Origin of the sequence: Amycolatopsis japonica (genome assembly GCF_000732925.1) — a bacterium.
Taxonomy (GTDB): domain Bacteria; phylum Actinomycetota; class Actinomycetes; order Mycobacteriales; family Pseudonocardiaceae; genus Amycolatopsis; species Amycolatopsis japonica.
The window spans coordinates 5,990,957-6,016,463 of the sequence record NZ_CP008953.1 but is presented as its reverse complement, the minus strand read 5'-3'; the positions used below and the strand labels follow the sequence as shown (position 1 = coordinate 6,016,463).

The following is a 25,507-nucleotide window of genomic DNA, read 5'->3' as shown; positions in this document are numbered from 1 at the left end:
CTCACTCTCCAGTCCACTGTGGAGCGCGGCGCTCGGCGAAGGCCTGCATGCCTTCGCGGACGTCGGCTGACCTCATCAGCGCCGGAAGCTCCGAACGCTGGGAGGCAAACGCTTGCGCGTCGGGGACGCCGTCCGCCGCGCGGACGATCTTCTTGACCAGTGCCAGCGCCAGGGGAGCGTTGGCGGCGATCCGCTCGGCCAGTTGCAGGGCGACCGCGGCGGCCTCGCCGTTCGGGACGACCCGGTTCACCAAGCCCAGGCTTCCGGCGCGTTCGGCGCCGATCGGCTCGCCGGTGAGCAGGAACTCCATCGCCAGGTGATGCGGAATCCGCTTCGGCAGCCGGATCACCCCGCCGCCGGCGGCGATCAACCCGCGTTTCACCTCGGGGAGCCCGAACTTCGCGTCCTCGGCGGCGACGATCAGGTCGCAGCCCAGCGCCAGTTCGAACCCGCCGCCCATCGCCCAGCCTTCGACGGCCGCGATCAGGGGCTTCGAGAGTTCGGCCTCGGTCAGCCCGCCGAACCCGCGGCCGGGGATCTCGGGCGATTCGCCCTTCAGCGCAGCCTTGAGGTCCATGCCGGCGCTGAACGAGCCGTCCGCGCCGGTGAGGACCCCGGCCCGCAACGTGGGATCGGATTCCAGCAGGTCCAGTGCTTCGGCAAGGCCTGCCGCGACGGCGGCGTTCACCGCGTTGCGCGCCTGGGGCCGGTCGATCGTGATCAGCAGTGTGCCGCCGACCCGTTCCGTGCGTACTTCGTTGGTGCTCATGGTTCTTCCTCAGCGAGTGGTGGTGAGTTCACGCAGGACGTCTTCGGTGTCCTGACCCGGCAGGGGAGCCAGACGCCGGACGGAACCGGGGGTCGCGGAGAACTTCACCGGGATGCCGATGGTGCGGATCGAGCCCTCGCTCGGGTGCTCGACGACGTCGAGCAGGTGGCCGTCGCGGACGTACTCGTCGTCCTGCGCGTGGTCGAGTTCGAGGACGGGCGCCATCGGGATGCTGTGCTTCGCGCAGACCTCGGTCCATTCCGCGGTGGTCAGCGCCGGGGCGCATTCGGCGATCATCGCGGCCAGCGCCTCGTGGTCGGCGCCGTCGATCGTGTCGCCGTTGACCCGCGGGTCCTCGGCCAGTTCCGGCCGCCCGGCGGCGTGGAAGAAGTCGCGGAAGTTCTGCGGGTTGTACGGGATCACGCAGGCCATGCCGTCCTTGGTGTGCACCGCCTGGTGGCCGGGGTTCATCGACGGGCCGAAGCCGGTCGGGCCCTCCGCGGGCTCGAAGACGTGCCCGGCGAGATGCTCGACGAGGTTGAACGCGATCAGCGTGTCGGTCATCGGGATCTCGACCCGCTGGCCCTCGCCCGTCCGGTCGCGGTGCACCAGCGCGGCGAGCACGGTGTAGGCGATGGTCAGGGAGGAGACCTTGTCGCCGATGATCGTCGGCAGGTAGACCGGCTTGCCCAGGGCGCGGTTCGCGACGTCGACCAGCCCGGACGACGCCTGCACCGTCTCGTCGTAGGCGGCGTGACCCGCGCGGTCGGAGTCGCCGCGGAAGCCCTGCGCGTGGGCGTAGACCAGGCCGGGGTTACGCGCGGCGAGGTCGGCGTAGTTCATGCCGAGCCTGCTCAGCGCGCCGGGGCGCATGTTGGTGATCAGCACGTCGGCGGTGTCGATCAGCTTGAGCGCCTGCTCGCGTTCCTCCTCGTCCTTGAGGTTGAGGGCGACGCTGCGCTTGTTGCGGTTCACGTTCAGGTTGAGCGCGGTCATCCCCGGCGTCGTCCGGAACCTGCCCACCCGCACGGTGTCGGCGGGGGACTCGATCTTGATCACGTCGGCGCCCAGGTCGCCGAGGATCTGCGCGGCGTACGGGCCCATGACGACCGTCGAGAGGTCGATCACGCGAACGCCGTCCAGTGGTCCGGTGGCGGTGTGAGTCATTTTGCTTCCCTTCGCCGTTGTTCGCTCTACAACCGAAGTTAGGCGCGAATTGCGGCGAAGGGAATGATCAAGAAAAGCGGAATGGTATGACCGCGGTGGTCATACCATTCTTCAGGTCGAAAGCGGTTCGGCGAAGATCTCGCGGACTCCGGACACGAGTTCGGCGAGGTCGCCCTCCTCGCCGCGGTCGCGGCGCCAGACCAGGGCGGTCTCCAGCTGGGGGCGGAAATCGGCGAACGGCAGGATGGTCGCGCCGTCGACCAGGAACAGATGCATCGGGCTGGCCGGATCGAGCATCGTGATCGAGAACGACGAACCGTTCGCCACTAATTCGGAAATGCCCGAATATTCGGTTCCGCCGACCTTGAGCCGTTTCTTGATACCCGCTTTCGACAGGGTGTGGTCCATATCGTCCGAATAGGCCGGAATGCTCTCCGACGCCGACGGGATGTAGGACAGATCACGCAGTTCGGCGAGGTCCACCGTTTCCCGTCCGGCGAACCGGGCGGCCGGGACGACCGCGCCGAGCCGCTCCACCTGAACCGGGACGATCTCCAGCGCGGGATCGGTCACCGGCATCCGGACCAGCGACAACGCCAGCTTGCCCTCGTGCACCGCGGCGACCAGATCGGGCGTCGTGCCCGGCCAGCGCTTGAGCTCGAAGCGGTCGTGACAGCGTTCTTCGAGGCGTTTGACCCGCTCGCGCAAAGCCGGGTGCACACCGGCGGGGATGCCGACGAACACGGTGCTCCGCCGGGGCTTCACCGCTTCCCGCAGCCGCCAGGGGATCGCGTTGACCTGTTCGAGGACGTCCCGCGCGATGGGCAGCAGCGCGGAACCCGCCGCGGTGAGCGTGACGTGGTGCGTGCTGCGGTCGAACAGCCGGTGGCCCAGTTCGTGTTCGAGATCCTTGATGCGCTGGCTCAGCGGGGAGGCGGCCATATGCAGTTTGCGGGCCGCCTGGGAGAAGTTCAGTTCTTCGGCGACGGCCACGAAATACCGCAGGTGCAACATCTCCACCCGGTCACCCTAACCGCAGAGCCACCGTGAACGCGGCTCCGCCTTCCGGCGCCGGGCCCGCCGTCAGCGTGCCGCCCATCCGGGTGACCAGGCCGTGGGCCAGCGCGAGCCCGATACCCGAACCGACCGGGCGGCTGTCGCGGTAGCGCCGGTTCAGCACCCCGCGCTCGAACGCGACCGGATAGTCCTCCGGCGCCAGGCCGGGCCCGCCGTCCCGCACCGCCAGCCGGGCTTGACCGTCGGCCGCGACCAGCGAGAACACGATCGGCGCGCCCGCCGGGGTCACGCGCAGGGCGTTCTCGGCCAGTCCGTCGACGACCTGGCGGAGCCGCCGCGGATCGGCGACGACCGGCACCTCTCCGGGCGGCCGCTCGACCACCAGCGTGACGTCCTGCCGCGCGCACCGCAGCCGCCAGACGTCCGCGCATTCGTCGACCAGCGTGGCGAGATCGAGCCGCGCCGGGTCGAGGCGGAACTCGTCCGCGCCCAGCCGCGCCAGCTCCAGCAGATCGCTGACCAGGCGTTCCAGTCGTTCCGCCTCGCGATGGATGGTCTGCCCGGCGCGGCGCGCGTCCTCGCCTTCGGCCACGCCGTCGCCGATCGCCTCGGCGAATCCGGTGACGGCGGTCAGCGGCGTCCGCAGTTCGTGCGACACCGAAAGCAGGAACTCGCGCTGCCGCGCCTCGCTGTACTGCAGCGCGTCGGCCAGTTCGTTGACCGATTTCGCCACGTCCGCGACCTCGGACGGGCCTTCCACCGGAACCCGCAGGTCACGACGCCCGGCGCGCATCCCGCTCGCCACCGACGCGACCCGGCGCAGCGGCCGTGACAGCATCCGGCTCAGCACCAGCCCGGCGATCGCGGCGACCGCCAGCCCGGCGCCGAGCGCGAGCACGGTGTTGCGCACCAGCGTCCGGCCGCGTGCCTCGCCGATCTCCGTCGCTTGGACGAGCGCGAACGCGGCCCCCTTGGCGCCCACGGTGCGGACTTCGACCAGGTACTGCCGTCCTTCGACGAGCACTGTGGCCGAGCCGGTGCGGGTCAGGCCCGCCTTGGTGGCGGCGATCGCCGCTTCCGTCCCGGCGCCGCCGAGTGTCCCGTTCGGACGGCGGACGACGACGTCGATCCCTTGCCCGCGCACGACTTCGGCGACCTTGCCGACGCTGAGCCGGTTGCCGATCCCGGTCTCGTCGAGCTGGCTCGCGACCACGTCGGCCTGTGCCGAGAGCGACTGCCGGAGCACGTCGGTGCCGGTGGTGCGGATGAGCCGGGCCGCGACCAGCCCGGCGACCACCACCGCGACCGCGGCGATCGCGAGGCACACCACGGTGATCCGCAGCGCGAGCGACGTCCGGTTCATCCGGCGTCCGCCGCGTAGCCGATCCCGCGGACCGTCCTGATCGGACTGTGCTCGCCCAGTTTCCCGCGCAGCTGGGCGATGTGGACGTCGACGGTCCGCGTGCCCGCCGACGCCGCGTACCCCCAGACGGAACTGAGCAGCTGCTCGCGGCTGAACACCTGGCCGGGCCGTCGCGCCAGATGGGTCAGCAGATCGAACTCGGTCGACGTCAGCGCGATCTCGGCGCCGCCCGCCCAGACACGACGCTGCGTGACGTCGACCCGGACGTCGCCCGCGGTGTAGGTCTCGGCGGGCGACGGCGCCCCGGCGGCCCGCCGCAGTACCGTCCGGACCCGCGCCGAGAGTTCACGCGGGCTGAACGGTTTCGTCAGGTAGTCGTCCGCGCCGATCTCCAAGCCCAGCAAGCGGTCCAGCTCGTCGTCGCGCGCGGTCACGAACAGCACGGGCGTCCAGTCGCCGTCCGCGCGCAGCGTCCGGCAGATCTCGATACCGTCCATTCCGGACAGTCCGATGTCGAGCACGATGGCGACCGGGCGCATCCGCCGGATCGTGGCCAGTGCCGCGCCACCGTCCGCCTCCACGTGCACGCCGAACCCGTCCCGCCGCAGGTACAGCGAGGCGAGTTCGGCGATCGCGGGGTCGTCCTCGACGACCAGCACCAGCCCGCGTCCCGGTTGTGTCGTCACCGGCCGATCCTGTCACGGGGCCGGGTCGCCGGCCATGTCCTGCTCGATCGAGTCGAGGGTGTGCTGGACGTCGCTCAGCTCGCCCGGCGCCGGGCTCGACGCTGGCGCGTCCTCGTCGCCACACGCGGCCGTGCCGAACAACGCGAGCGCGGTCAAGCCCGCGGCCAGCAGGCGTTTCACTTGCCCGCCTTGCAGTGCGCCCCGGCGAACGCGTCGAGCTTCTGCTTCGCCGCGGTGAGTTCGGGAAGCCGTCCGCTGCGCTTGTCGGCGCGCTTCTGGAGCCTGTCGGCGGTGTCGTTGTGGCCCTTCTTGCGCTGGCCCTCGGCCCTGGCCTTGAGGTTCGCGACCGAACCGCGGACCTCGGGGCCGCCGTTGATGCGTTCGGTGAGCTTCGCGGTGCGCTGGGTGAGCTTGGGCAGCCATTCGGCGCACAGCGTCTGGGACTCTTCGGGGCTCAGGGTGATCGGTGCCTGGGCCGAGGCGGCGGGGGCGAGCGCGACGAGGCCGGCGGCGGTGAGGCAGACGGCGATGGTGTGTTTCAGCATGCGAAGAGCGTGGCGCGGCCGGATACGAGGAATGTGGGGGAAATGTTCGGGTTTTGTAAGCGATACTCGGACGATGGGGCTCAAGACCTTGACCGCCACCGTCGTGGCGACACTACTGCTCACCGCCGCACCCGCGGTCGCTTCACCCGCGTTCGTCCTGCGTGACGGCGTCAGCGAGCCGGTGTTCTCCTACGAGAAGGCCATCCGGGAGACCGCCTGGGTGGAGACCGGACAGGACCTCGACCGCGACGGGCAGGTCGACCGCGTCGCCGCCGACATCATCCGCCCGGCGGAACCGGCCGCGCGAGGGCAGCGCGTCCCGGTGATCATGGACGTCAGCCCGTACTTCGAAAAGGTCGGGCGCGGCAACGAGCGCCAGCCGAAGACGTACCTCCCCGACGGCACGCCGTCGCAGTTCCCGCTCTTCTACGACAACTACTTCGTCCCGCGCGGATACGCGGTCGTGCTGGTCGACGTCGGCGGCACCAATCGCTCGTCCGGGTGCTTCGACGACGTCGCGTCCGGCAACGGCGTCGTGAACTGGCTCAACGGGCGCGCTCAGGCGTTCCGCACGCCGTTCGGGCCCGAGCGGGTCCGCGCGGGCTGGGCGAACGGGTCGGTCGGCGCGATCGGGAAATCGCAGGACGGCGCGACGGCGATCGGGATGGCGGCGTCCGGGATCGAGGGGTTGAAGACGATCGTGCCGATCGCGGGGGTCAGTTCGTACTACGAGGTCCACAACTCCCACGGCGCCTACTTCGGCTGGGCGGGCGGCGCCGGGTTCTACAACGAGCGTGCCGAGAAGCTGTGCCGTCCGTTCGAAGAGGACAACGCGCGGCGTGCGGGGACGGACGGGAACTTCAACGAGTACTGGCGCGGGCTCGACTACGTCGCGAAGACCGGCAAGGTGCGCGCGAGCGTTTTCGCGTCCATGGGCTTCCACGATCTCAACGTCAACCCGATCCAGTTCGGACCCTGGTGGGAGGCGCTGAACGCCCACGGTGTGCCGCGCAAGGCGTGGCTGCACCAGGCGGCGCACGTCGACCCGTTCGACCTCGACCGGTCGCTGTTCGTGCGGACGCTGCACCGCTGGTTCGACCGCTGGCTGCTCGGTGTCCGTAACGGCGTCGAGACCGAACCCGCGATCCGCGTCGAGCACACGCCGGACCGTTGGACCGACGAACGCCACTGGCCGCCTGTCACGGGGACGCGCGTGGTGTGGCCGTCCGTGTCGGGCGGGCTGGGGAATCGCCCGTCGCCGGGGACGGCTTCGGTGACCGACGATCCGGCGCGCGGGGCGTCGCGGTGGGTGGAGAACCCGTCTCAGCCCAGCCCGGATCGGGTCGTCTTCGCCGGTGAGCCGGTGCCGGTGGACACGCGTGTGGCCGGGACCGCCACGGTGACGGTGACCGCCCGTTCGGACAAGCCGAGCGCGCGGCTCGGCGCGGTGCTGGTCGATTACGGGCCCGCGACCGTGCGGAACACGACGTGGCCGGCGCTCGGCACGAAGGACCTGACGACCCGCTCCTGCTGGGGCGCCGGCACCGCCGCGGACACCGGCTGCTTCCTCGACACCGTCGCCGATCTGACCACTGTGGACAAACAGATCGTCGCGACCGGCTGGGCGGACCTCGGCCATCACCGGTCGCTGTGGCGGGGTGAGCCGCTCGTGCCGGGTAAGGCGTACACGATGACGTTCCGGCTGAGCAGCCTCGACCACGTCGTCGCGGTGGGGCACCGGCTGGCGCTCGTCCTGGGCGGGACCGATGGGGACATGTTCGACCCGGCGCTGCCCGCGCTCGGCTCCCGGGTGACCATCGAACTGGGCGGGACTTCGCTCTCGGTGCCCATCGCCCGCGTTTAGTCCTCTGAATGCGGTGGGCGGCCGGGCGCGGAAGGGGAGATCGCGCCCGCGTTCAGTCCTCTGAATGCGCGAGGGGAGGGGCGTCGTCTGGCTAAGGTCGGAACCATGAGCCTGCCCGACTTCTGGCTGCGCCGGCCCGCCGTCCCGGCGTCGGCCGCGCTGCGCGAGCGGTTCGACGCGCTGCTGGACGAAGCGCTCGCGGCCGGCCCCGACCGGCCCGTCGATTACCACGTCGACGCGCCGAAATGGCAGTTCCTGTGTCACGTCGCCGATCGCGCTGATTTCGTCCTGCACGGCTCGGGTGACCCGGGGATCCCCGAATTCGTCCCGCGCCGTCCGCCGGACATCACGGAGTTCGGCAGCAGGCACGCGGTGTTCGCGGCGGCCGACGGGATCTGGCCGATGTTCTACGCGATCCTCGATCGCGACAGCGCCCAGGTGTCGATGTGCAACGCGTGCGTGCGGGCCGGTGGCGAGGCCCGCTATCACTTCTCGATCAGCGCACCCGCCTTGGCGCGGCGGCCGTGGCGGACAGGGACCGTGTACCTGTTGCCGTCCGCGACCTTCGACCTGGAACCGGCGGACGGGGACATCCGGCCGACCCAGGCCGCCAGCCCGGTACCGGTCCGGCCGGTCGCCAAACTCACCGTCGGACCGGAGGACTTCCCCTTCCTCCACGACGTCCACGGTCACGACGACGCGGAACTGCTCGCCAGAGCGGCCGCCGCCCCGGATGGCTTTCCCTGGCACGAACCCCGGTGAAGGAGAACGCATGGCGAAGATCCAGCGCATTTCCGTCCACGGCCACACGAGCGCGAGCCCCGATACCGTCTACGCGCTCCTCGTGGACCGCGAGCATTGGCCCGATTGGTCGCCCATGGGCTCGTTCCGCCTGCTCGACAAGGGCGACGCCAACGGTCTCGGCGCCCTCGGCGTCTTCAGCACCAACGGCGTCAACAGCTGCGAAGAGGTCATCGCGCTCGAACCCGGCAAACGCTTCGGCTACTCGCTGAAGAAGGGGCTCCCGGTGCGGGACTACCGCGCCTACGTCGACCTCACCCCCGAGCGGGACGGCACCGCGATCCACTGGCATTCCACGTTCACCGCCAAGATCCCGGGCACCGGCTGGTTCCATCGCCGGTTCCTCGGCCACTTCATCGGGCGCATGGTCGAGAGCCTCGTGGCGCGCGCCTCGCGCGGCGCACCATAAAGTAGGCGCATGGCAGCCCCACGACGCACGCAGGAGGAACGCAGCGCCGCGATGCGCGTCAGGCTGCTCGACGCCACGATCGACTGTCTCGTCGAGTACGGCTACGCGGGCACGACGACCACCCGCGTCGCGGACCGCGCCGGGGTGACCCGCGGCGCGCAGGTGCACCACTTCCCGACCAAGACCGACCTCGTCACCTCGGCGATCCGGCATCTCGCGGCCAAACGCACCGAGGTCGCGATGGCGGAGATCGACCGGCTCAAGGCCTCGGCCGACCCGGTCGGGGACGCGTTGCAGCTGCTGTGGGAGATGCACCAGGGCCCGGTCTTCTCGGCGACCGTCGAGCTGTGGGTGGCGTCGCGGACCGACGCGGAACTGCGCGCCCAGATGGCGGTGGTCGAGCCGATCGCGACGAGCAGCCTGGTCGAGTTCGGCAAGGCCCTGCTGCCGGACCATTCGGCGCATCCGGAGTTCCTGCACGCGGTGTACACGGCGATGGACGTCGTCCGCGGCATCCTCATCGCCAGCTGGGCGACCCGCGACCAGACCGAACTGGAGGCGCGCTGGGAGCGCGGCCGCCGCCATCTGATCCTGCTGTTCGAGGCGTTGATGCAGCCCGCACCCTCTCGTTGAGCGTGTTACTCTCCCCAGGAGAGTGAGGAGGTCACGTGCTCGGAAACCCGTACGACCCCGACTGCCCGACCCGCGCGCTGCTCGACCGCATCGGCGACCAGTGGACCGTGCTGATCGTCGGCGTGCTCGGCGACGGCCCGCTCCGGTTCACCGAAATCGGCAAACGCGTACGCGGCATCTCGCAGAAGGTCCTCACCCAGACCCTGCGCAGCCTCGTCCGCGACGGGATCCTGACGCGCACCGCGTATCCGGAGATCCCTCCGCACGTGGAGTACGAGCTCACCGCCCTCGGCCGCAACCTCGCCGAACCGCTCGAGATGCTCGACAAGTGGGCCCGGGTCCACATGGGCGAGGTGCTCGACGCCCGCAAGAGCTACGACGGTCAGCTCACCGCTTGACCAGACCGGCCTCGTGCGCGAGCAGCCCCGCCTGGGTCCGGTTCGCACAGCCCAGCTTGACCAGCATCCGCGACACATAGCTCTTCACCGTCGCCTCCGCCAGGTGCAGCCGCGCCGCGATGTCCGCATTGGACAGTCCTTCGCCGAGACAGGCGAGGACGTCGATTTCGCGTTCGGTGAGCCCTTCGGTCTTCCGGCGCGCGTCGTCCCCGCGGCGCCGCCCGTCGGCCGACATCGCCACCAGACGGCGTGCCGCTTCGGGGGAGAGCACCGTATGCCCGTCGGCCGCGACCCGGACCAGCCCGATCAGCTCCTCCGGCGGGGTGGATTTCACCAGGAACCCGGCCGCGCCCGCCCGCAGCGCGCGGATGACGTAGGTATCCGCGTCGAACGTCGTCAGCGCGACGACCGCGGGCGGCTCCGGGAGTTTCGCGATCCGCTCGATGGCGGTCAGCCCGTCGACACCGGGCATCCGCAGATCCATCAGCACCACGCGCGGCTTGTGCCGGATCACGGCCTCCACCGCCTCGGCGCCGTCCTGCGCCTGCGCGACCACCTCGATGTCGTCCGCGGAGCCGAGGATCGTCCGCAGATGCGCGCAGACCATCGGCTCGTCGTCGACGACGACCACCCGGATCACCGATCCCCTTCCGCCGTCGGGACGTAGGCGGGCAGTATCGCATCGACGCGGAATCCGCCGCCCGGTCGAGGCCCCGCCGCGAACCGGCCGCCGATCAGCTCGACCCGTTGCCGCAATCCGGCCAGCCCGGCGCCCGAACCGCTGCCCGCCAGCGCCGGATCAGGTGGGGCGCCCGCACGCGTGTTCTCCACCGCGACGTCCACACCGTCCGCGTGGTGGCGGAGTTCGACGGTCGCGGACGAGCCCGGCGCGTGTTTGCGGACGTTCGTCAGCGCTTCCTGCACGACCCGGTACGCCGTCCGGGCGACGGTCGGGGAGATCCGGCCGGGGTCGCCACGCACGATCAGTTCGGTCGGGATGCCCACCGACGCCGATTCGGCGACCAGCGTCGCCGGATCGCCCGCCTGGCCCTCGGTCAGTGTGGGCGGCTCGGAGTTCGCGCCGTTGCGCAGCACTCCGACGAGATCACGCAGTTCGTCCAGCGCCAGCGCGCCTTCGCGACGGATGTCCTCGGCGGAGGTCCGCACCGCCTCGTCCGCCGAGACGACACCGAGCGCGCCGGCATGCAGCACCATCAGGCTCAACCGGTGCGTGACGACGTCGTGCATCTCCTCGGCCAGTTTCCGCCGCTCCTCGGCACGGGCGCGTTCGGCGAGCAGGTGCTGTTCGCGTTCGGCCCGTTCGGCCCGGTCCCGCAGCGAGCGCAGCAACTGGCGCCGGGCCTCGAAATACAGCGAAAGCGTGGTGGGCAGCGCCGTGCTCAGCAGCCCGAACGGGGTGGTGTTCCAGTGCGCGTCCCACGGCCGGGACGCGCAGATCGCGAGGATCGCGGTCAGCCACAGCAGGGTCCGCCGGTCGATCAGGCGGGCCAGCTGGCTCAGTACCACGGGGGTGATCGTCGGGACGGTCATCAGCGTCAGCTGCCGTTCCGGCACCAGCAGGCCGGGGGAGAGCAGGTCCGAGGCGAGCATCAGCAGCCCGCCCGCCATGATCAGGCCCGCGATCAGCCGGGGGAACCGGAACAGCAGGATCAGCGAGAGATCGAGCAGCACCTGCAGGGTGACGCCCGCGGCGGGTCCCGCCCAGCCGGACGTCGGTTCGCCGAACACGTACAGCGTGACGTCCAGGCCTGCGAACGCGAGCGCCGCCAGCGTGAGCCACCCGGTGTCGACCGGGCCCGGCCGGAACGACCTGCTTCTCTCCACCGGATCACGGTAACCACCCGGCGACCGCGACGGGATGATCCGCAACTTTCGTCTATCCCATGACCTTCCTTACCCGGTATCCGGCCAGGAGCGTCTCGGCTGGACTGGAGACCATGAGCATCGCGACCCAGACCGTCCGGACAGGACGGGAGCAGACCTTCGCCCGCCTCCCGGTGCTCGTCGTCGCCACCTTGGCCGGGGGCGCGCTGCTGGCCACGAGCGGCCGCTACGCGCACGGTTTCGACGAGCTGTACTTCCTGATGGCCGGCAAGGAACACCTCGCGTGGGGCTACTTCGACCAGCCGCCGCTGATCCCCGCCCTGGCCGGGGCGATGGACACCCTGTTCCCCGGTTCGCTGGTGATGCTGCGGCTGCCGATGACCCTGGCGGCCGCCGCCGGAGTGGTCGTCACCGCGCTGATCGCCAGGGAGCTGGGCGGCGGACGCGGCGCCCAGGTGCTCGCGGCCGGGCTCTACGCGACGTCCGGTGTGATCATCGTCAGCCACTGGATCGGCACCTACGTCTTCGATCCGTTCCTCTGGACGGTGATCGTCTGGCTGGTCGTCCGCTGGGTACGCGTCCGCCGGGACGGGCTGCTGCTCTGGGCGGGCGTCGTCACCGCCGTCTCCCTGCAGACGAAGTTCCTCATCCCGGCTTTCTGGGTGCTCACCCTGCTCTCCGCGCTGGTGCTCGGGCCGAGGGAACTCGTGCGGCGGCCGAAACTGTGGCTCGGTGCGGGAATCGCCGTCGTCGCGACGATCCCGACGTTGCTCTGGCAGGCGCGGAACGGCTGGCCGTACCTGATCATGAACGAGGTCGTCTCGGCGGAATTCCCCGGCACGTGGCCTTTTCTGCGCGACGGCTTCTTGACGGCGGGGGTCGGGGCGGGTGTGCTCGCGTTCGTCTACGGGCTAGTCCGGCTGAACTTCTCCCGCGAACTTCGCGGCTATCGCTTCCTGGGGGTGGCGATAGCCGCGCTGATCGTGGCGTTCCTGGTGCTGCACGGACGTTCCTACTATCTGATGGGCGTCTTCGCGCTGCCGTTCGCGGCCGCGGCGACGGGCTTCGCGAAGCACGTCCCCCGATGGCGGCCGGTGGCGTGGCCGGTGATGGTGCTTTCGGCGGTGATCACCCTCGCCGGCCTGCCGATCTATCCGGCGACCATGGCCAGGACGAGCTTCGGGCCGATCGCGCTCGGCAGTTCCTTCGCCGGTGGTGAACTGCCGCAACAGGAACTGGTCAAGGCGGTCGGCGAGGCGTACGCGGCCCTGCCGCCGGATCAGCGCGCACGCACAGCGGTCTACGCCGAGATCTATCCGTTCGCCGCCGCCACGGAGTTCTACGGCAGGCGGTACGGCATAGACCACGTCTACAGTGGACATCGCGGCTATTGGTATTTCAACCGGCCCCCGGATTCGGCGGACGGCGTGCTGTTCCTGGGATTCGATCCGAGGCTGCTCAAGCCTTACTTCGCCACGGTGACCCCGGTGGCGGAAGGACTGCTGTGGCGGTACGACGGTAGACGGGGTTCCTGGGACGAGATCTGGCCCAAGCTGGAAAGGCACTGACGATGACCGAACTTTCGCTGCCAGCCAAGACCTATCTGCTCGCGTGCGACGTCGGCGAGGCCAAGCTGCGCGACCGGGCTCGCGCGGGCCTGCTGATCCGCGGCGCCGCGCTCACCGATCTCGTGCTGCGCGGCCGCGTCACCGACGCGGACGGCCGGGTCGCGGTGTCGGGCGACGGGCCGACCGGGGACCTCGTCCTCGACGAGCTCCTGGCCGAGATCGGCCGGGAGAGCCCGCGCAAGTGGAAAGGGTGGGTGCGCAAGGACGCGCGTGGCACCTTGGAGGCACTGGAGTCCCAGCTGGACACGGCGGGCGTGATCGACTTGAAGACCGCCCGGATCCTGGGGTTGTTCCCGTCGCGCCGTCCGGTCGTGCGGGATCCGGCCGTCGTGGAAAGGTTGCGGGCCTCGGTCGATCAGGCGTTGCGCGGTCCGGCGCCGGCGTCCGATGTGGACACCGTGGACGCCGCGCTCACCGCGCTGGTGGCCGCGGTGGAGCTCCGCGGTGTCGTTTCGGGCCGGGACAGGCGTCGGTACCGGGACCGGATCGAAGAACTGGGCGAGCGTGGCGGGGACGCGGTCCCCGCGTTGCGGAAGCTGTTCCGGTAGCTACGGGCGGTGCGGGCGTCGGCAGCGTCCTCATCCGGCGGGGGCTGAACCGAACAGCCGGTCGAGGTAGTAGTCCACTGTGGACAGCGCCTCGTCCGGCGTGCGGTGCTTCATCACGATGTTGGTGCCCTGTGAATCGGCGAGGGCCCACAGGATCGCGGACTCGTGCATCGGATCGGCCGACTTGTCGACAGTGCCCGCGTCCTGGCCCTGGCGGATCAGGAGGGCGAGCAGTTCGAACAGCTGCGGGACGCCGTCGGTGAACGCGGCCGTGAAGGAGGGATCGGAGATCGCGCGGATGAAGAACGCGACCCCCATCAGCCAGTCGCCGCGGCGGCGCTCGTCGAGCGGCAGGATCTCGACCATGATCGCGCGGATGATGGCCTGGGGTGTCGACGGCAGTTCGCCGGCCTCCAGCTGGGCCTTGATGCGCTCTTCGTAGACCTGCGAGCGGCGTTCGACGGCGAACAGCAGCATCTCGTCCTTGGTCTTGAAGTAGTGCTGCACCAAACCCATCGACATGCCCGCTTCGGCGGCGACGTGCCGGAGGCTGACTCCTTCGAGGCCTCGCGTGGCCGTCAGCCGCGTCAGCGCCTCGGCGATCTCCGCGCGGCGCGCGGCGTGATCCACCTGTTTCGGCACCTTCACCATCCGTTCCGCCGTTTGCAATGCGATCGCATTGCCACTACTGTCCCAGGTTATTACGATGCGATCGCATTGTAAACGAGCTCGGGGGTGAACTCGGTGGAAGCCGAACGGGGGAAGGTGCGGCTGCGGCCGCCGCGGAACGTGCTGGATCAGCGGGTCGTGGGCTGGTGGCGGCTGCAGGGAACGCTTTTCTGGGGTGCGCCGGTACTGGTGCTGGTGGTGCTCGGGCTGCTCATCACGCCCGCGCGGTTCTGGCTGCTGACACCGGCGGTGGTGTTCGCGGTGGCGGGCCTGGCGTGGGTGATCGCGATGCCGCTGTGGTGGTTCAAGGTGCATCGCTGGGAGGTCACGGAGACGGCGGTGTACGCGCGCTCCGGGTTCTTCTGGCAGGAGTGGCGGGTCGCGCCGATGTCGCGGATCCAGACCGTGGACACCCTGCGCGGGCCGCTGCAGCAGCTGTTCAAGCTCGCGACCGTCACGGTCACCACGGCGTCGGCGCGGGGCGCGGTCAAGATCCGCGGCCTCGACCACGAACTGGCCGCGAGCCTGGCGGAGCAGCTCACCGAAACGACGCAGGCGACGCCAGGGGACGCGACATGACCTCGGGCGAATTCGAGGGCTGGAACACGCTCGACAAGCGGACACTCGCCGTCACCGCGGTGATGATGACCGGCGCGGCCGTCGGTGCCGCGATCCCGACCACGGCCGCGATCGTCGGCGGCGGCGCGAGCTTTTGGGTCGCGCTCGCCTGGGTCGTGGCGGGCGGGCTGGTCCTCGTCGCCGGCGGCGTGCTGGCGGATCTCTTCTACTGGAAGGGGGTTCGCTACCGGCTCACGCCGGAACGCCTGGAGACGGCGTTCACCCTGGTCTTCCGCTCGCGGAAATCCCTGCAGCGCGAGCGGATCCGCAACGTCGACCTGACGGCGAACCCGCTGCACCGGCTGTTCGGCGTGGCGGTGGTGACCATCGGCACCGGCTCGCACGAGTCGGGCGGGCAAGGCCGCATCAAGCTCAACCCCGTCTCGCGCGCCGAAGCCGAGCGGCTGCGCGCGGAACTGTTGCGCCGCACGGAAACCGTGGAGACCGACGAGGACGCGCCGCTGGCCGAACTCGACCGGAGCTGGATCCGCTACGCGCCGATGTCGTTCCTCACCCCGGCGCTGGGGCTCGCCGCGGGCGGCGGGCTCATGCAGGTCTCGGAATGGGCGGGTCTGCAGAAGGGCCTGATCGACTGGGTGATCGGCCTGTTCCGCGGTATCCCGCTGGTGGTGGCGATCCTGATCCTGCTGGCGATCGCGATGCTCGTCGGCCTGATCGGCGCGCTGGGCCTGTGGGTCGAGATGTGGTGGAACTACCGGCTCGACCGTGAGGCCGGCGGCACGCTGCGGGTGCGCCGGGGCCTGTTCACCACGCGCTCGATCTCGATCGAGGAACGCCGGATGCGCGGCATCGACCTCGTCGAGCCGCTCGGGAACCGGATCTCCGGCGCGGCGCGGGTCGACGCGATCGCCACCGGCATGCGCCAAAGCGACGACAAGGACAAGACCGACTACCACACGCTTCTGCCCGCCGCGCCGGTCGCGACGGCCAACCGGATCGCCGCGGCGGTGCTGCGCGAACCGGTGTCGCCGACCGAAGCCGTCCGGCTGACCGGGCATCCGCGTGCCGCGCGGGGACGGCTGCTGCGCTGGTGGATCGGCTCGGTGGTGGTCCTGCTGGCGATCTTCGCGATCCTCGGCTTCCTGCTGACCGACGTCCTGCTGGTGATCGGTGCCGCGCTCGGCGTGGTGCTGCTGCCCGCGTCGGTGCTGCTGGCGCTGGACGCCTATCGCAACCTGGGGCACGGGATCACCGGGCGGTACCTCGTCGGACGGCACGGCACCGTGCGGCGGAGCACGTTCGCGCTGGAGCGCGACGGCGTGATCGGCTGGACGGTGAAGCAGTCGATCTTCCAGCGGCGCAAGGGTTTGCTGACCGTCGTGGCGACCACGGCCGCCGGTGCCGGGGCGTACTCGGTGTACGACGCGGGGGAGGAGCAGGGGCTGCTGTTCGCGGAGGAGTCGGTGCCGGAGCTGCTGACGCCGTTTCTGGAACGGGCTTGAGACTTCGGTCCGGTGGGTCGCCGGTCCGTGAAGGACTCCTTGAGGGACTCGTTTTGCTTACCCACTGGTGTGGGTCGAGCCTGAGGAATTCGGGGCGCGGAACGTCTCGGCTCCTCCACGTTTGGATCCGTTGATGAAGGATTTGGGACAGTGAACGTCCCCAATCCTTCATAGACAACACTCGACCCGGTCTGGAACGGAGCGAATCCCGCTCACACACAGGGATGACAGGGGACTGTGTGGATTTCGGGTCATCCAACGTCCCAAAATCCACACAATCAGCGGCCTGAGCCGCCACGGCGGCCGGCGGTGCCGTGTCTGCGCACGACACCTTCGGCCTGCCCTCAAGAGAGCCGCCCTTGCCACTCACGACCACCGGGACCGACGCTTCGGCCGTCACCGAAGCGTCCGCTGGCTACCGTCGTGCCATGACCGCCTTCGCCGCACTCCACGTCCCCGGTTCCCCGCTGCTCCTGCCGAACGTCTGGGAGTTCGGCGCCGCCGCCTTCCTGGCCACGCAAGGCTTCCCGGCACTCGGCACGACCAGCCTCGGGGTCTCGGCCGCCGAGGGCGAGCCGGACGGTGCCCCGTCCTCGAAGGACGCCACCGTCCGGCTGGCGCGGCGGCTCGCCGGGCTCGACGCGCTGATCAGCGTCGACCTCGCCGACGGGTTCAGCGAAGACCCGGGCGAGGTCGGCGCGCTGGCGGCGGAGCTCGCCGAAGCCGGTGTCGCGGGCATCAACCTCGAAGACGCCCTGGGCGACCCGGTGCGGCACGCGGCCAAGATCGCGGCCGCGAAGGACCGCGCCCCCGGTCTGTTCGTCAACGCCCGCACGGACACGCATTGGCTGGGAGAGCCCGACATCGGCGCCGCGATCGACCGTTCTCTGTCCTATGTGGATGCAGGAGCGGACGGCGTGTTCGTGCCGGGGCTCGCCGAAGCCGAGGACGTCGAGCGGCTGGTGAAGGCCGTCGGGGTGCCGGTGAACCTGCTGTTCCTGCCCGGAAAGGTCACCGTCGCGGGGCTCGCCGGGCTCGGCGTCGCCCGGATCAGCCTCGGGTCGCTGCCGTACCGGATGGCGCTGGCCGCCACGCTGCGCACGGTGGAGGCCGTGCGCGACGGCGGCGAACTCCCGCCGGCCCCGCCCTCCTACGCCGACGTCGCGGCCCTGCTCCCGGATTCTCATTAACCTCGGGACCATGCAGACCTTCGGAGCCGAATTCGCCGTCCCGAATTGACGTTATCTCCAAAGCGTCTATGCTGGTCACATGGCGAAGAAGGTAGATCGCAGGCAGACGGGGCTCCGGGTGCTGGGGAGGGTGCGTCTCAGCCGGTTCACCGAGGAGTCGACGTCAGTCGAGCGACAGCGGGAGGCGATCGAATCCTGGGCCAAGATCCACGGGCACGTCATCGTCGGCTGGGCGGTAGACGTTGACTTCAGCCGGAGCATTCGCCCGTTCGATGCCCCCGAGCTGGGCCCTTGGCTAAACGAACCGGCGAAGGCGGCTCAATGGGACATTCTAGTCGCCAAGCGTCTCGACCGACTCGGGGCGGGGCTGAAGCTCGCACCGCTGTACTCATGGTGCCTGGAGAACGATAAGGACATCATCTGCACTACGCAGCCGTTCAACCTGAGGACGCCCGAGGGGCGGATCATCGCGAACGTCCTTGCGGAGATCGCACAGGGTGAGTGGGAGGCCACGCAGGAGCGGGTGCTCGACTCCAGGCAGAAGCTCCGCGAACTCGGAAGATGGCCCGGCGGGCAGCCGCCGTACGGGTATGTGCCGGTGAAGACTGAGGATGGGTGGCTGCTTGAGCAGGACCCTCACGCGGTTGAGGTAATCAGGGGCATGATCGCCCTCCTGTCCGCTGGCGCGTCGCTTGCGGGTATCACGGCCGGCCTAACGGAGCGGGGCGAGTTGGCCCCCAGGGAGTACTTCAGGTCGCTGAACGGCAAGCCAACTGAGGGGAAGGCGTGGGGAGCGGCGACAGTTCAGAACGTACTGACATCCAAGGCGCTGGTGGGGGAGGTGGAGCACCAGGGCGTGACGGTTCGCGGAGAGAACGCCCAGCCAGTCTCGCCGATCCGGAACCCCATCCTCACTCTCAGTGAGTATCAGGACGTGGTCTCGAAGGTAGAACTCCGGAAGTTCAAGCGCACACGGACGGCCAGGACGGCGCCCTTGTCGGGAGTCTCGAAGTGCGCGGAATGCGGTGGCAACCTGCACGGTGACCATCAGAACGTGAAGGGTAGGGAGTACCGCTACTACAGGTGTCGGAATCGCTGCGGCCAATCCATCCCCGCTGATCTGCTGGAGGAGATGGCGGAGAGGGAATTCCTGGAGCAGCTCGGGGCGGTCGAGGTACACGAGCCCGTCTTCGTGCCCGCCGAGGATCACACTGCGGAACTGGAAGCCGCCGAGAAGGCCGTGGACGAGTTGGTGAAGTTGATGGGCTCCGCTGAGTCAGACCGAGTACGCGCCCGCCTGTCTCGACAACTGAGCGCCCTGGATGACCAAATAGCTGAGTTGGAGAAGCTGCCACAGCGCCCGGCCTCGATCGAATACCGGCCTGTGGGGCGCACCTATGGAGCGATGTGGGAAGAGGCAGCGTCGTCTCCCGAGGATCGGCGCTCACTGTTGATCAACTCCGGTATTGAGATCGATGCGAAGATGCTCGGGCGATCGCGCAGCGGGAGCGGCGGGGTGTTCGAGTTCGCCATCCGGGTCCCTGAAGACATCCGCGAGCGGATGTCCAAAGCCTGAAACGAAAAAAGGCCCCCTCTCCAGTCCCATAACGGGGCCGGGGAGGGGGCTTTTCGTCGCTTCATTTACGTTTCTGGATCGCTGCGAATAGCGCTGCGAGGCCGATCAGGCCACCCGCAGCGGCGATCCAGAAGCCTGCGATGTACGTGACACCGATGACTCCGAGTACGAGGACCAGGAGTGCGAGAAGGAACCAGCCGGGGCCGACTTCCTTCGGGAGGCGGTCAATCAGCTTGTTCAGAGGACCGTCCGAGTTCGACGGATCGGGCTGCGAATGCGGTGTGGGAGCCGGGGTGTTCGGGGTGGTCATGGGACCGATGATGGGCGTTCCCGCGCAGCAACGGAAGTCCCCGACAGAGCGGTGACAGCAATAGCTATCACCTTCCTGTCTAAACCGCCTTGGGGCCATACGTACAACGACCCCCTTGGGCGGCTCTGAGCTGGCCGACCGTCCTGAACTGGGGAAACGTGGCTTATGCTGCCACGAAAATTGCCGATGTGACTATCGTCACCTGATCAACTTAGGCGTTCTTCTCGTACCAGGAGTCGAACAGTGCGGCCGAGGGGTCAAGCTCGCCGGCCGTCTTCGGGGTCTTCGGCTTGTTCGCCGGGCCCACGGCCACGCCGAGGGCGGCGACCAGGGGAGACAGGCCGACCAGGACAGCGGTCACGGTAGCTTCGTCCAGGCTGACCCCGAAGAGGGCCAGGACGCCGACTACGGCCGCCGGGCTGAGCCCGAAAACCAGAGCCAGGATCGCCTTCGCGTACTCGCCGAGCTTGTTCATGTGGTTCCTTTCCGGCCTATGGCCGTTGTAAGAAATCAGGTGGCCTTGACCCACACGAAGTGCGGAGTGGCGCAGGACCATCGGTAGTAGATCCGGGTCGTGCCCGCCGGGATGTGGTACTGGCCCGGCTGGTTGACTTCGACACGGCTCGGGTTCACGCCCGGAACGGTGGTGTCTCCGCCGCCGGTTCCGCCGCGAGGGCCCCAATTCAGGGGCTTACCGACGAACACGACCGTCCCCGTGCTGGCGACGTTCAGGACCGCAGCGCGGCCGTCCCACGGCAGGGTCACGCCCGACTCGTTCATCGAGACGGGCAGTTCCTTCGGGTAGTACGACACCTCGTCGTCCTCATCTTCCTGTGTGGTGGTGGGGGTGGACGGGGCGGAAGATCCGCCGGGGACGTAGTCCCTAATGACCTTGTTCAGGTCGCATTCCGTGCCGGAGATGTAGACCCGGCCGTTGTTCCACTGGTAGACGTTCGTGTGGGGGACGAGGTCGCTTTCGCGGCCGGCCTGCCAGAAGGCTGACGCGTGCCCTACGGCGGCGTTCAGTGCGTTGGCAAACCCATAAGCCCCAACACGTTCCCGGCCCAGGACGGAGGCAGCGCCGTCGAGATAGGCCCGCCAGGCGGCCGGGTCCGGGAGGGTCGTCCGGTCGTTGGTGAAGAAGATGACCCCGGTGTAGCCCAGGTGGTCGGCTCCCGCCTTCGCGCGGCGCGCGCGGCTCACACCGCCGTGGAAGCCGGAATCGGCGTCCTTTGTGTTGCCCTGGTGGACGAGGCGGACCTTGAGCCCGTGGGCGATCAGGTCGTCGTACTCGGACTTGTTCGTGTGCTTCGTGGAGAGGAGATGGGGGGCGTCGATGTACCGGATCGTTCCGGTGCACCGCTCTCCGTTAGGGCCGATCCGGGCAGCCGCCATCGCGGCGCCCGATATCTTGCGAGCGGAATAGTCCACCCAGTACTCGGAGTACGTGGGCACGTCTCTCCTTACTTGGTGATGAGGGGGAGGAGCCAATTCAGGAGGGCGGCGAGGATTGCTACGCCGATCGCGGCCCACTGCTTCCAGGCGCCGGACTTCGCGGTCTTCTGCTCCTCCTGCGTCTTTTCGACGGCAGAGAGCCGGATCTCATGGGAAACAAGCTTCTCGGACTGGCCGTCGAGCTTTCCGTCCAGGACGTTGAGCTTGTCGAGGATCATTCGTAGGAGGAAGCCCGGCTCATCGGTGGGGTTGGTCATAGCGAAATCACGTCTCCCTGACGAACCACGGTTCGTCGAAAAGGCTCGTCTCCTCGAAGCTCACGAGGATGCCGAAACGAATGGGTCCGCGTTCGATGCGGAAATATCCACCCGGGCGCATCTCCAGGTAGATCGAGGTGATATCCCCTGGCGTGTACCGACCACGGAGGATGAATTCCGGCCCGTCGGGGGATCGGTCGAGGGCCGTCAGGATCAAGCCCGGGGCATCGCCGACGAAGGTCACGAGATCGTCGAGCGTAGTTCCCTCGGTGATCTGAAACTCATCGAATACGTTGGGCTTGCGAACGAAGGTAGGCATACTTTCCCGTTCAGTTAGGACCCGCCGGGGCCGAGGTAGGTAATAGCGATGTGCGACCAGTCGCCCGCGCCGCTGTCGGCTTGCCGAGAACCTGCGGAGGAGTGGTAGAGGCGGGTCTTAATGACGTCGTTCACAGCGAGCTTGGCGTTGTAGCTCGCCACGCCCATGATCACGCCGCCCGACATGCCCGTCTTGAGCACGTCATTGATCAAGATCCCGGTCTCTACGCCAGCGGAGTTGTTGGTAAGGCGGTACGCCATCGAGATGGCGTAGGTCCCTGCCTTCTTCACGATGAAGGCGCTGTTATTGGTCCCGGAGGCCGTGATGATGGTCGAATCCGGCACCCGCACCGTTGGGAACTCAAGGATGTGGGCCACTCCGTTGTTCGGGATGGACTGCGCCGTGCCGCCGCCAGGCTGCACGTACACCACCTGGCGGCCGATGTCAGACAGTCGGCCTGAGAGCGCCACGTTCCCGCTCGTCGAGTTCAACGCGACGTTGCGGAGATTCTGGATCTCGGCGTACACGGTGTCCCGGGCTCCCCGGTCGCCCATGTTGGTCGTTAGGGGCGTGACGCGTGCGTCCAGATCCCGGATGTTCGCAGTGACCTTGTTGTATTCGACGGACGACGCCACCGCCTTCGGGGTGGCGTTCGCCATAGGCTGAATAGCCATTGTGTTAGCTCCAAAGGAAAGTCTCGTCCCAGCGCCCGTATTGCGGGCTGTCCCAAAGGCCAACGCCAGCGGGCTGGGCTGCTTCGACGGTGAGGGTGTCGGTGAGACCGGTGTCCACATCGAACACCCGGCGGATGCCGAAGATCTGCAAAACCAGGCGCTCTCCGAACCCGTCAGGGTCCGTGGCCTCTACGCAGTCTCCGAGCTGGAGACGCGGGTCGCCCGCAATCTCCACGGCGTCTGTGGCCGGAATCGGCTGCTTCGTGCGGCCCAGGAGCTTCGTAAGCATCCCGGCCGCGTTGTAGTAGTCCTGGTACCAGTCGCCGGTCAATTCCAGGTTCCGTGCACCGTACTGGAGCACCGAAGGTCGGTCCGTTGTCGTGAACGTCGCCGTCTCGATCTCGGTCAACTTGGTGCCAACGACCCGCAGGGCGGGAGCGCCGTCGTTGGTGCAGAAGCGAATCGGCGTGTCCCAGTTGTTGTAGATCGTGGCGGTGGCGTTGCCCTCGCCGTCGAGGTGGAACGAGACATCCGGCCCCCCTGTCAGGAAGGGCTCGGCCCAAGCGCCGTTCCGGTACTCCTGAAACACGTAGCCCTGCCTTGACGCGTCCGTCCACAGTGGCCACCACTGGGTCCAGTCGGACCTGCCCGTGAACCGAGTCAGCCGCCTCGGGTCGAACTGCTGGACGTCGTCGAGGAAGAACGTGAACGTCTTCATCTGCCCCTTGTCCAGGTAGAACTCGTCGGCTGTTCCGGCCGTGTAGGCAGTTCCCCTATCGACCGCGCGACGGCGTCGGATAACGGCCGAGTAGGTGTTCCGTACAGAGTCCAAGGAGTTGGTCATCTGGAGGTTCGTCAGGTGGTCCAGGGTGACCGTCCTAACCGGACTGTCCCTCTTCCCCAAGATCGTGTCCAGATTCCAGAACCGGAAGTTCCCGGCCTCGTCCCAGAAGACCGAACCAAACTCGGCCGCCGCAACCTCGGTGATGAGGTCCCACGCATCGCTCCCGTCCCGATTCGGCATGTACGAGAACCGGTTCAGTCCCGGGTCGAGCACCGCCGCGTACTTCGCCTGGCGATGAAGCCAGGGCTCGGAGAACTCGAACGGGTCGGCAGTGTTCCCACCGATGTGCCGGAACGAGTAGCCGATGTCGCTCATGGCCATCGCGTGCCGGACGATGACAACCCCAAGAAGTTGGTCGTCGGCGGTTATGGGGACCGTCGGTGCCACGTTGGTCCAGCCGATCTTCGAGTCCCCGACGCGGAAGGCCACCTTCGTTTGCGTCGTAAGCGAGGGCTCCCATACGGCGAAGACGTCGATGGTCTGCTGTCCAGCCGGAATCGTGATCTTGACCGAGTCGTAGTGCGTGCCGCTGCCGTCGCCCGGATCTCCATACGAGATCCGGGCCCAGAGCTGTCCGCTCCGCAGCACGATCTTGATGACGTTCAGGTGTCCGATCCGGCAGGACATCAACTCCGTCTGCGGCGCTGTGAGGTACCAGTTCGTGTTGGGGTCAGCCGGATCAAACGCGAGCGTGAAACCCATGTAGTGCGTGCCGTCGGTCGTCATTTGCGTGCGGTCGGAGACCCAGTAGACCTTCTTGTTCCCGATCGCGTCCCGCATCGCGGTCAGCGCCTGCGGCCGGATCGTCTGGTCCGGCGAGCCGGGGTGAGGCCGGCCAATCGTGCGGTACTCCGGAGTCCCGTCCACCTCGGTGGCCGGGAAGTCGTAGGTGACGGCGTTGGTGTTGTCCATCCAGCCGATCGTCGGCAGGTACGAACCGTTGCCCGTGACGAACACCCCGGGGCCATCGATAGATCCGTCAGGGACGTCCATGTCCTCGCGAAGCGTCGGCCGGTACGTGCTCGCCGCCGTGTCGCACATCCGGAGGCAGGAGTCGATCACGCCCGTCGAGGTAACGAGCTGTCCCACAGTTCGGCCGCGCGTGATCCAGTATTCCGAGATCGCCCACGGGGGCAGGTTGACCGGCCGGCGCAGCTTCTCGACACGGTCGAGCGCCGTGACCTCGACAGTGCCCGAGGCACGGTCCGGGGTGGTCGTTCGAATGTTCCCGACGAACTGGGGGTACCAGACCGTGCCGAGTACGGTATCTACGCCGAGGGCGTACTGAACCTCCTGGCCCACCAGCGATTTCAGGTAGAACGGCGAGTTTCCGTTGTACGGGCTGAAGACGGCAGTCATGGGCAGGCTCTCGTGCTGACCAGAGAATGTGAACGTCAGCTCAGCCGCTGCCGCACCCTCGATGAGCATCAGCTCCTCGGGGGCCGAGCCCTTTAGGCTCCGGTCCGTGACGGCGTTCGATACGAACGGCGAGAGGTCCGAGAGTGCATGGGCGTACTGGCCGTCGTTGTCCCAGTCGACGAGGACACGCGGACGAATCCGGCGCTCATTGCTCAGGATCGCGACCTCCGCCGCAGCGTCCCGCGTGGAGTCGCCAGTCTTCTGCATTACGCCTCCAAGAGGGTCAGTGAGCAGTCGGTCAGGGGGAAGATCGGGGAGGTGGAGGCGAGCTGGTCGATAAGCACGCGTGGTGCGGCACCCCCCGGCTCCCAGGAAGTCGGAGCAGGCCCCAGTTCGACTTGTGGGGCTGCCATGGACATGGCCGGGGCAGCGGCCCCGGTGAGTACTGCGAACCGGACACCGGCGACGCCAGCGGGGACGGTCTTCGTGATCGAGTAACGGGCCCAAGCGGAAGTCACCGCCTGTGCCTCCCACGGCGGACTCGTGACCTGGTTGCCGTCCCGGTCGGTGTAGTCGAGTGCAAGCAGTGCGCTCGGGTCGGCCGGCGCTTTCAGCCACACAGACGCCGTGATCTGCTCACCTACGCGCACAGCCGTGGGCCGGAAGCCGTCGAATCGCATATGGCCCACGCCTACGGAAGTCCACGAGTCCAGCCGCAACGCTCGGACGCCGGGACCGGCCAATTCGTCGGCCGGATACGAGTTGTCCCAGGAATATGTGTACCGCGTCAGGTCGAGACCCACACCGGTCACGCTCGTAGGGATCAACGAGGAGGCCGAAGCGGACAGCCGGTTCTTACGAAGCGGGTTTAGCAGTGCGAACGGGCCGGGAATGTGGCGGAGGTGCAGGGCCTCCAGCCACATCCACTCGGACCGCTCCAGGTACTTCCACTCGAACTCGTATTCGGCACGGTGTCCCGTCACGTCCATCGTCCGGGCGCCAGAGAGCGCTTGGTGGACGCCTCCGTACCGGACCACCGAGGTCTTCATGCCGCCCTCGGGAACCGTGAGCGGGCGAAGATCGCCCAGTGGTCCGAGGTA

29 protein-coding genes are annotated in these 25,507 nt (G+C 68.3%); 11 read left to right on the top strand and 18 right to left on the bottom strand.

Annotation, left to right across the window (positions count from 1 at the left end):
* Position 1: 1 nt before the first annotated feature.
* From AJAP_RS27895 to AJAP_RS27870, 7 genes are all read right to left on the bottom strand, one after another.
* Complete coding sequence (locus AJAP_RS27895; RefSeq protein ID WP_038516809.1) at positions 2-769, bottom strand: crotonase/enoyl-CoA hydratase family protein; 768 nt, start codon at positions 767-769, stop codon at positions 2-4.
* A gap of 9 nt (positions 770-778) precedes the next feature.
* On the bottom strand, positions 779-1,936 hold the full coding sequence (locus AJAP_RS27890) for a CaiB/BaiF CoA transferase family protein (RefSeq protein ID WP_038516807.1): 1,158 nt from the start codon (positions 1,934-1,936) through the stop codon (positions 779-781).
* 111 nt (positions 1,937-2,047) lie between these two features.
* Positions 2,048-2,956 (bottom strand): LysR family transcriptional regulator, encoded by a 909-nt coding sequence (locus AJAP_RS27885; RefSeq protein WP_038516805.1) that lies wholly within the window; start codon positions 2,954-2,956, stop codon positions 2,048-2,050.
* Positions 2,957-2,960: 4 nt separating this feature from the next.
* Positions 2,961-4,316 carry a HAMP domain-containing sensor histidine kinase gene (locus AJAP_RS27880; protein ID WP_038516802.1) on the bottom strand — a complete coding sequence of 452 codons (1,356 nt, stop codon included), beginning with the start codon at positions 4,314-4,316 and terminating at the stop codon, positions 2,961-2,963.
* Positions 4,313-5,002, bottom strand: a complete 690-nt coding sequence (locus AJAP_RS27875; RefSeq protein WP_038516800.1) for a response regulator transcription factor — start codon at positions 5,000-5,002, stop codon at positions 4,313-4,315. The genes AJAP_RS27880 and AJAP_RS27875 overlap by 4 nt, the downstream gene beginning before the upstream one ends.
* A gap of 12 nt (positions 5,003-5,014) precedes the next feature.
* Positions 5,015-5,182, bottom strand: coding sequence for a hypothetical protein (locus tag AJAP_RS44405; RefSeq protein WP_167551718.1), 168 nt, complete (start codon positions 5,180-5,182; stop codon positions 5,015-5,017).
* On the bottom strand, positions 5,179-5,547 hold the full coding sequence (locus AJAP_RS27870; RefSeq protein ID WP_038516798.1) for a hypothetical protein: 369 nt from the start codon (positions 5,545-5,547) through the stop codon (positions 5,179-5,181). Before AJAP_RS27870 ends, AJAP_RS44405 begins: the two co-directional genes overlap by 4 nt.
* A 73-nt stretch (positions 5,548-5,620) precedes the next feature.
* Here AJAP_RS27870 and AJAP_RS27865 point away from each other — a divergent pair, with 73 nt between their 5' ends.
* The 5 genes from AJAP_RS27865 to AJAP_RS27845 all read left to right on the top strand — a co-directional run bounded on the left by AJAP_RS27865 (position 5,621) and on the right by AJAP_RS27845 (position 9,652).
* Positions 5,621-7,411 (top strand): CocE/NonD family hydrolase, encoded by a 1,791-nt coding sequence (locus AJAP_RS27865; RefSeq protein WP_038516795.1) that lies wholly within the window; start codon positions 5,621-5,623, stop codon positions 7,409-7,411.
* Positions 7,412-7,516: 105 nt separating this feature from the next.
* On the top strand, positions 7,517-8,173 hold the full coding sequence (locus AJAP_RS27860; protein ID WP_038516792.1) for a hypothetical protein: 657 nt from the start codon (positions 7,517-7,519) through the stop codon (positions 8,171-8,173).
* A 10-nt stretch (positions 8,174-8,183) separates the two neighbouring features.
* The gene (locus AJAP_RS27855; RefSeq protein WP_038516788.1) at positions 8,184-8,621 is read left to right on the top strand and encodes an SRPBCC family protein; all 438 of its coding nucleotides are present in this window, start codon (positions 8,184-8,186) and stop codon (positions 8,619-8,621) included.
* 51 nt (positions 8,622-8,672) lie between these two features.
* A complete protein-coding gene (locus tag AJAP_RS27850; RefSeq protein WP_016332589.1) occupies positions 8,673-9,254 on the top strand; it encodes a TetR/AcrR family transcriptional regulator in 582 nt (193 codons plus the stop codon).
* A 35-nt stretch (positions 9,255-9,289) separates the two neighbouring features.
* Positions 9,290-9,652, top strand: coding sequence for a winged helix-turn-helix transcriptional regulator (locus tag AJAP_RS27845; RefSeq protein WP_037343032.1), 363 nt, complete (start codon positions 9,290-9,292; stop codon positions 9,650-9,652).
* Here the strand turns inward: AJAP_RS27845 and AJAP_RS27840 are convergent.
* Positions 9,642-10,292 carry a response regulator transcription factor gene (locus tag AJAP_RS27840; RefSeq protein ID WP_038516785.1) on the bottom strand — a complete coding sequence of 217 codons (651 nt, stop codon included), beginning with the start codon at positions 10,290-10,292 and terminating at the stop codon, positions 9,642-9,644. The two genes, AJAP_RS27845 and AJAP_RS27840, sit on opposite strands and share 11 nt — an antisense overlap.
* The gene (locus AJAP_RS27835; protein WP_038523968.1) at positions 10,289-11,497 is read right to left on the bottom strand and encodes a sensor histidine kinase; all 1,209 of its coding nucleotides are present in this window, start codon (positions 11,495-11,497) and stop codon (positions 10,289-10,291) included. Before AJAP_RS27835 ends, AJAP_RS27840 begins: the two co-directional genes overlap by 4 nt.
* Positions 11,498-11,610: 113 nt before the next feature.
* Here AJAP_RS27835 and AJAP_RS27830 point away from each other — a divergent pair, with 113 nt between their 5' ends.
* Together AJAP_RS27830 and AJAP_RS27825 are read left to right on the top strand one after the other, a co-directional pair.
* The gene (locus AJAP_RS27830) at positions 11,611-13,065 is read left to right on the top strand and encodes an ArnT family glycosyltransferase (protein ID WP_038516783.1); all 1,455 of its coding nucleotides are present in this window, start codon (positions 11,611-11,613) and stop codon (positions 13,063-13,065) included.
* 2 nt (positions 13,066-13,067) lie between these two features.
* Positions 13,068-13,673: a GOLPH3/VPS74 family protein gene (locus AJAP_RS27825; protein ID WP_051972612.1), complete on the top strand. Its 606-nt coding sequence runs from the start codon at positions 13,068-13,070 to the stop codon at positions 13,671-13,673.
* A gap of 30 nt (positions 13,674-13,703) precedes the next feature.
* Here the strand turns inward: AJAP_RS27825 and AJAP_RS27820 are convergent, their stop codons facing one another.
* Positions 13,704-14,324: a TetR/AcrR family transcriptional regulator gene (locus tag AJAP_RS27820; protein ID WP_038516780.1), complete on the bottom strand. Its 621-nt coding sequence runs from the start codon at positions 14,322-14,324 to the stop codon at positions 13,704-13,706.
* Between the two features lie 84 nt (positions 14,325-14,408).
* On the opposite strand from AJAP_RS27820, the gene AJAP_RS27815 reads away from it, so the two are divergent.
* From AJAP_RS27815 to AJAP_RS27800, 4 genes are all read left to right on the top strand, one after another.
* Positions 14,409-14,921, top strand: a complete 513-nt coding sequence (locus AJAP_RS27815; RefSeq protein ID WP_051972611.1) for a PH domain-containing protein — start codon at positions 14,409-14,411, stop codon at positions 14,919-14,921.
* Positions 14,918-16,423 carry a PH domain-containing protein gene (locus AJAP_RS27810; protein ID WP_038516777.1) on the top strand — a complete coding sequence of 502 codons (1,506 nt, stop codon included), beginning with the start codon at positions 14,918-14,920 and terminating at the stop codon, positions 16,421-16,423. Before AJAP_RS27815 ends, AJAP_RS27810 begins: the two co-directional genes overlap by 4 nt.
* Before the next feature lie 428 nt (positions 16,424-16,851).
* Positions 16,852-17,613 carry an isocitrate lyase/PEP mutase family protein gene (locus AJAP_RS27805; RefSeq protein ID WP_038523962.1) on the top strand — a complete coding sequence of 254 codons (762 nt, stop codon included), beginning with the start codon at positions 16,852-16,854 and terminating at the stop codon, positions 17,611-17,613.
* 79 nt (positions 17,614-17,692) lie between these two features.
* A complete protein-coding gene (locus AJAP_RS27800) occupies positions 17,693-19,189 on the top strand; it encodes a recombinase family protein (RefSeq protein ID WP_038516774.1) in 1,497 nt (498 codons plus the stop codon).
* A gap of 61 nt (positions 19,190-19,250) precedes the next feature.
* Here the strand turns inward: AJAP_RS27800 and AJAP_RS27795 are convergent, their stop codons facing one another.
* The 8 genes from AJAP_RS27795 to AJAP_RS27760 form a co-directional block, all read right to left on the bottom strand.
* Positions 19,251-19,499: a hypothetical protein gene (locus AJAP_RS27795; protein ID WP_038516771.1), complete on the bottom strand. Its 249-nt coding sequence runs from the start codon at positions 19,497-19,499 to the stop codon at positions 19,251-19,253.
* 211 nt (positions 19,500-19,710) lie between these two features.
* A complete protein-coding gene (locus tag AJAP_RS27790) occupies positions 19,711-19,974 on the bottom strand; it encodes a hypothetical protein (protein WP_038516768.1) in 264 nt (87 codons plus the stop codon).
* A gap of 35 nt (positions 19,975-20,009) precedes the next feature.
* On the bottom strand, positions 20,010-20,954 hold the full coding sequence (locus AJAP_RS27785) for a glycoside hydrolase domain-containing protein (protein WP_038516765.1): 945 nt from the start codon (positions 20,952-20,954) through the stop codon (positions 20,010-20,012).
* 8 nt (positions 20,955-20,962) lie between these two features.
* Complete coding sequence (locus tag AJAP_RS27780; protein WP_038516762.1) at positions 20,963-21,211, bottom strand: hypothetical protein; 249 nt, start codon at positions 21,209-21,211, stop codon at positions 20,963-20,965.
* A gap of 7 nt (positions 21,212-21,218) precedes the next feature.
* Positions 21,219-21,530 (bottom strand): hypothetical protein, encoded by a 312-nt coding sequence (locus tag AJAP_RS27775; protein WP_038516759.1) that lies wholly within the window; start codon positions 21,528-21,530, stop codon positions 21,219-21,221.
* A gap of 14 nt (positions 21,531-21,544) precedes the next feature.
* Positions 21,545-22,189, bottom strand: a complete 645-nt coding sequence (locus AJAP_RS27770) for a hypothetical protein (protein WP_148311584.1) — start codon at positions 22,187-22,189, stop codon at positions 21,545-21,547.
* Between the two features lie 19 nt (positions 22,190-22,208).
* Entirely contained in the window at positions 22,209-24,674 is a 2,466-nt protein-coding gene (locus tag AJAP_RS27765) for a hypothetical protein (protein ID WP_038516754.1), read from the bottom strand.
* Positions 24,674-25,456, bottom strand: coding sequence for a phage head spike fiber domain-containing protein (locus AJAP_RS27760; RefSeq protein WP_148311583.1), 783 nt, complete (start codon positions 25,454-25,456; stop codon positions 24,674-24,676). The genes AJAP_RS27765 and AJAP_RS27760 overlap by 1 nt, the downstream gene beginning before the upstream one ends.
* Between the last annotated feature and the right edge of the window lie 51 nt (positions 25,457-25,507).

What these genes read in the sequence shown, in the direction of transcription:
- AJAP_RS27895 (WP_038516809.1), bottom strand. Translation starts at nt 769, where the DNA reads ATGAGCACCAACGAAGTACGCACGGAACGGGTCGGCGGCACACTGCTG.
- AJAP_RS27890 (WP_038516807.1), bottom strand. Translation starts at nt 1,936, where the DNA reads ATGACTCACACCGCCACCGGACCACTGGACGGCGTTCGCGTGATCGAC.
- AJAP_RS27880 (WP_038516802.1), bottom strand. Translation starts at nt 4,316, where the DNA reads ATGAACCGGACGTCGCTCGCGCTGCGGATCACCGTGGTGTGCCTCGCG.
- AJAP_RS27870 (WP_038516798.1), bottom strand. Translation starts at nt 5,547, where the DNA reads ATGCTGAAACACACCATCGCCGTCTGCCTCACCGCCGCCGGCCTCGTC.
- AJAP_RS27865 (WP_038516795.1), top strand. Translation starts at nt 5,621, where the DNA reads ATGGGGCTCAAGACCTTGACCGCCACCGTCGTGGCGACACTACTGCTC.
- AJAP_RS27860 (WP_038516792.1), top strand. Translation starts at nt 7,517, where the DNA reads ATGAGCCTGCCCGACTTCTGGCTGCGCCGGCCCGCCGTCCCGGCGTCG.
- AJAP_RS27855 (WP_038516788.1), top strand. Translation starts at nt 8,184, where the DNA reads ATGGCGAAGATCCAGCGCATTTCCGTCCACGGCCACACGAGCGCGAGC.
- AJAP_RS27850 (WP_016332589.1), top strand. Translation starts at nt 8,673, where the DNA reads ATGCGCGTCAGGCTGCTCGACGCCACGATCGACTGTCTCGTCGAGTAC.
- AJAP_RS27830 (WP_038516783.1), top strand. Translation starts at nt 11,611, where the DNA reads ATGAGCATCGCGACCCAGACCGTCCGGACAGGACGGGAGCAGACCTTC.
- AJAP_RS27825 (WP_051972612.1), top strand. Translation starts at nt 13,068, where the DNA reads ATGACCGAACTTTCGCTGCCAGCCAAGACCTATCTGCTCGCGTGCGAC.
- AJAP_RS27820 (WP_038516780.1), bottom strand. Translation starts at nt 14,324, where the DNA reads ATGGTGAAGGTGCCGAAACAGGTGGATCACGCCGCGCGCCGCGCGGAG.
- AJAP_RS27810 (WP_038516777.1), top strand. Translation starts at nt 14,918, where the DNA reads ATGACCTCGGGCGAATTCGAGGGCTGGAACACGCTCGACAAGCGGACA.
- AJAP_RS27805 (WP_038523962.1), top strand. Translation starts at nt 16,852, where the DNA reads ATGACCGCCTTCGCCGCACTCCACGTCCCCGGTTCCCCGCTGCTCCTG.
- AJAP_RS27800 (WP_038516774.1), top strand. Translation starts at nt 17,693, where the DNA reads ATGGCGAAGAAGGTAGATCGCAGGCAGACGGGGCTCCGGGTGCTGGGG.
- AJAP_RS27795 (WP_038516771.1), bottom strand. Translation starts at nt 19,499, where the DNA reads ATGACCACCCCGAACACCCCGGCTCCCACACCGCATTCGCAGCCCGAT.
- AJAP_RS27790 (WP_038516768.1), bottom strand. Translation starts at nt 19,974, where the DNA reads ATGAACAAGCTCGGCGAGTACGCGAAGGCGATCCTGGCTCTGGTTTTC.
- AJAP_RS27780 (WP_038516762.1), bottom strand. Translation starts at nt 21,211, where the DNA reads ATGACCAACCCCACCGATGAGCCGGGCTTCCTCCTACGAATGATCCTC.
- AJAP_RS27775 (WP_038516759.1), bottom strand. Translation starts at nt 21,530, where the DNA reads ATGCCTACCTTCGTTCGCAAGCCCAACGTATTCGATGAGTTTCAGATC.
- AJAP_RS27770 (WP_148311584.1), bottom strand. Translation starts at nt 22,189, where the DNA reads ATGGCGAACGCCACCCCGAAGGCGGTGGCGTCGTCCGTCGAATACAAC.
- AJAP_RS27765 (WP_038516754.1), bottom strand. Translation starts at nt 24,674, where the DNA reads ATGCAGAAGACTGGCGACTCCACGCGGGACGCTGCGGCGGAGGTCGCG.
- AJAP_RS27760 (WP_148311583.1), bottom strand. Translation starts at nt 25,456, where the DNA reads ATGAAGACCTCGGTGGTCCGGTACGGAGGCGTCCACCAAGCGCTCTCT.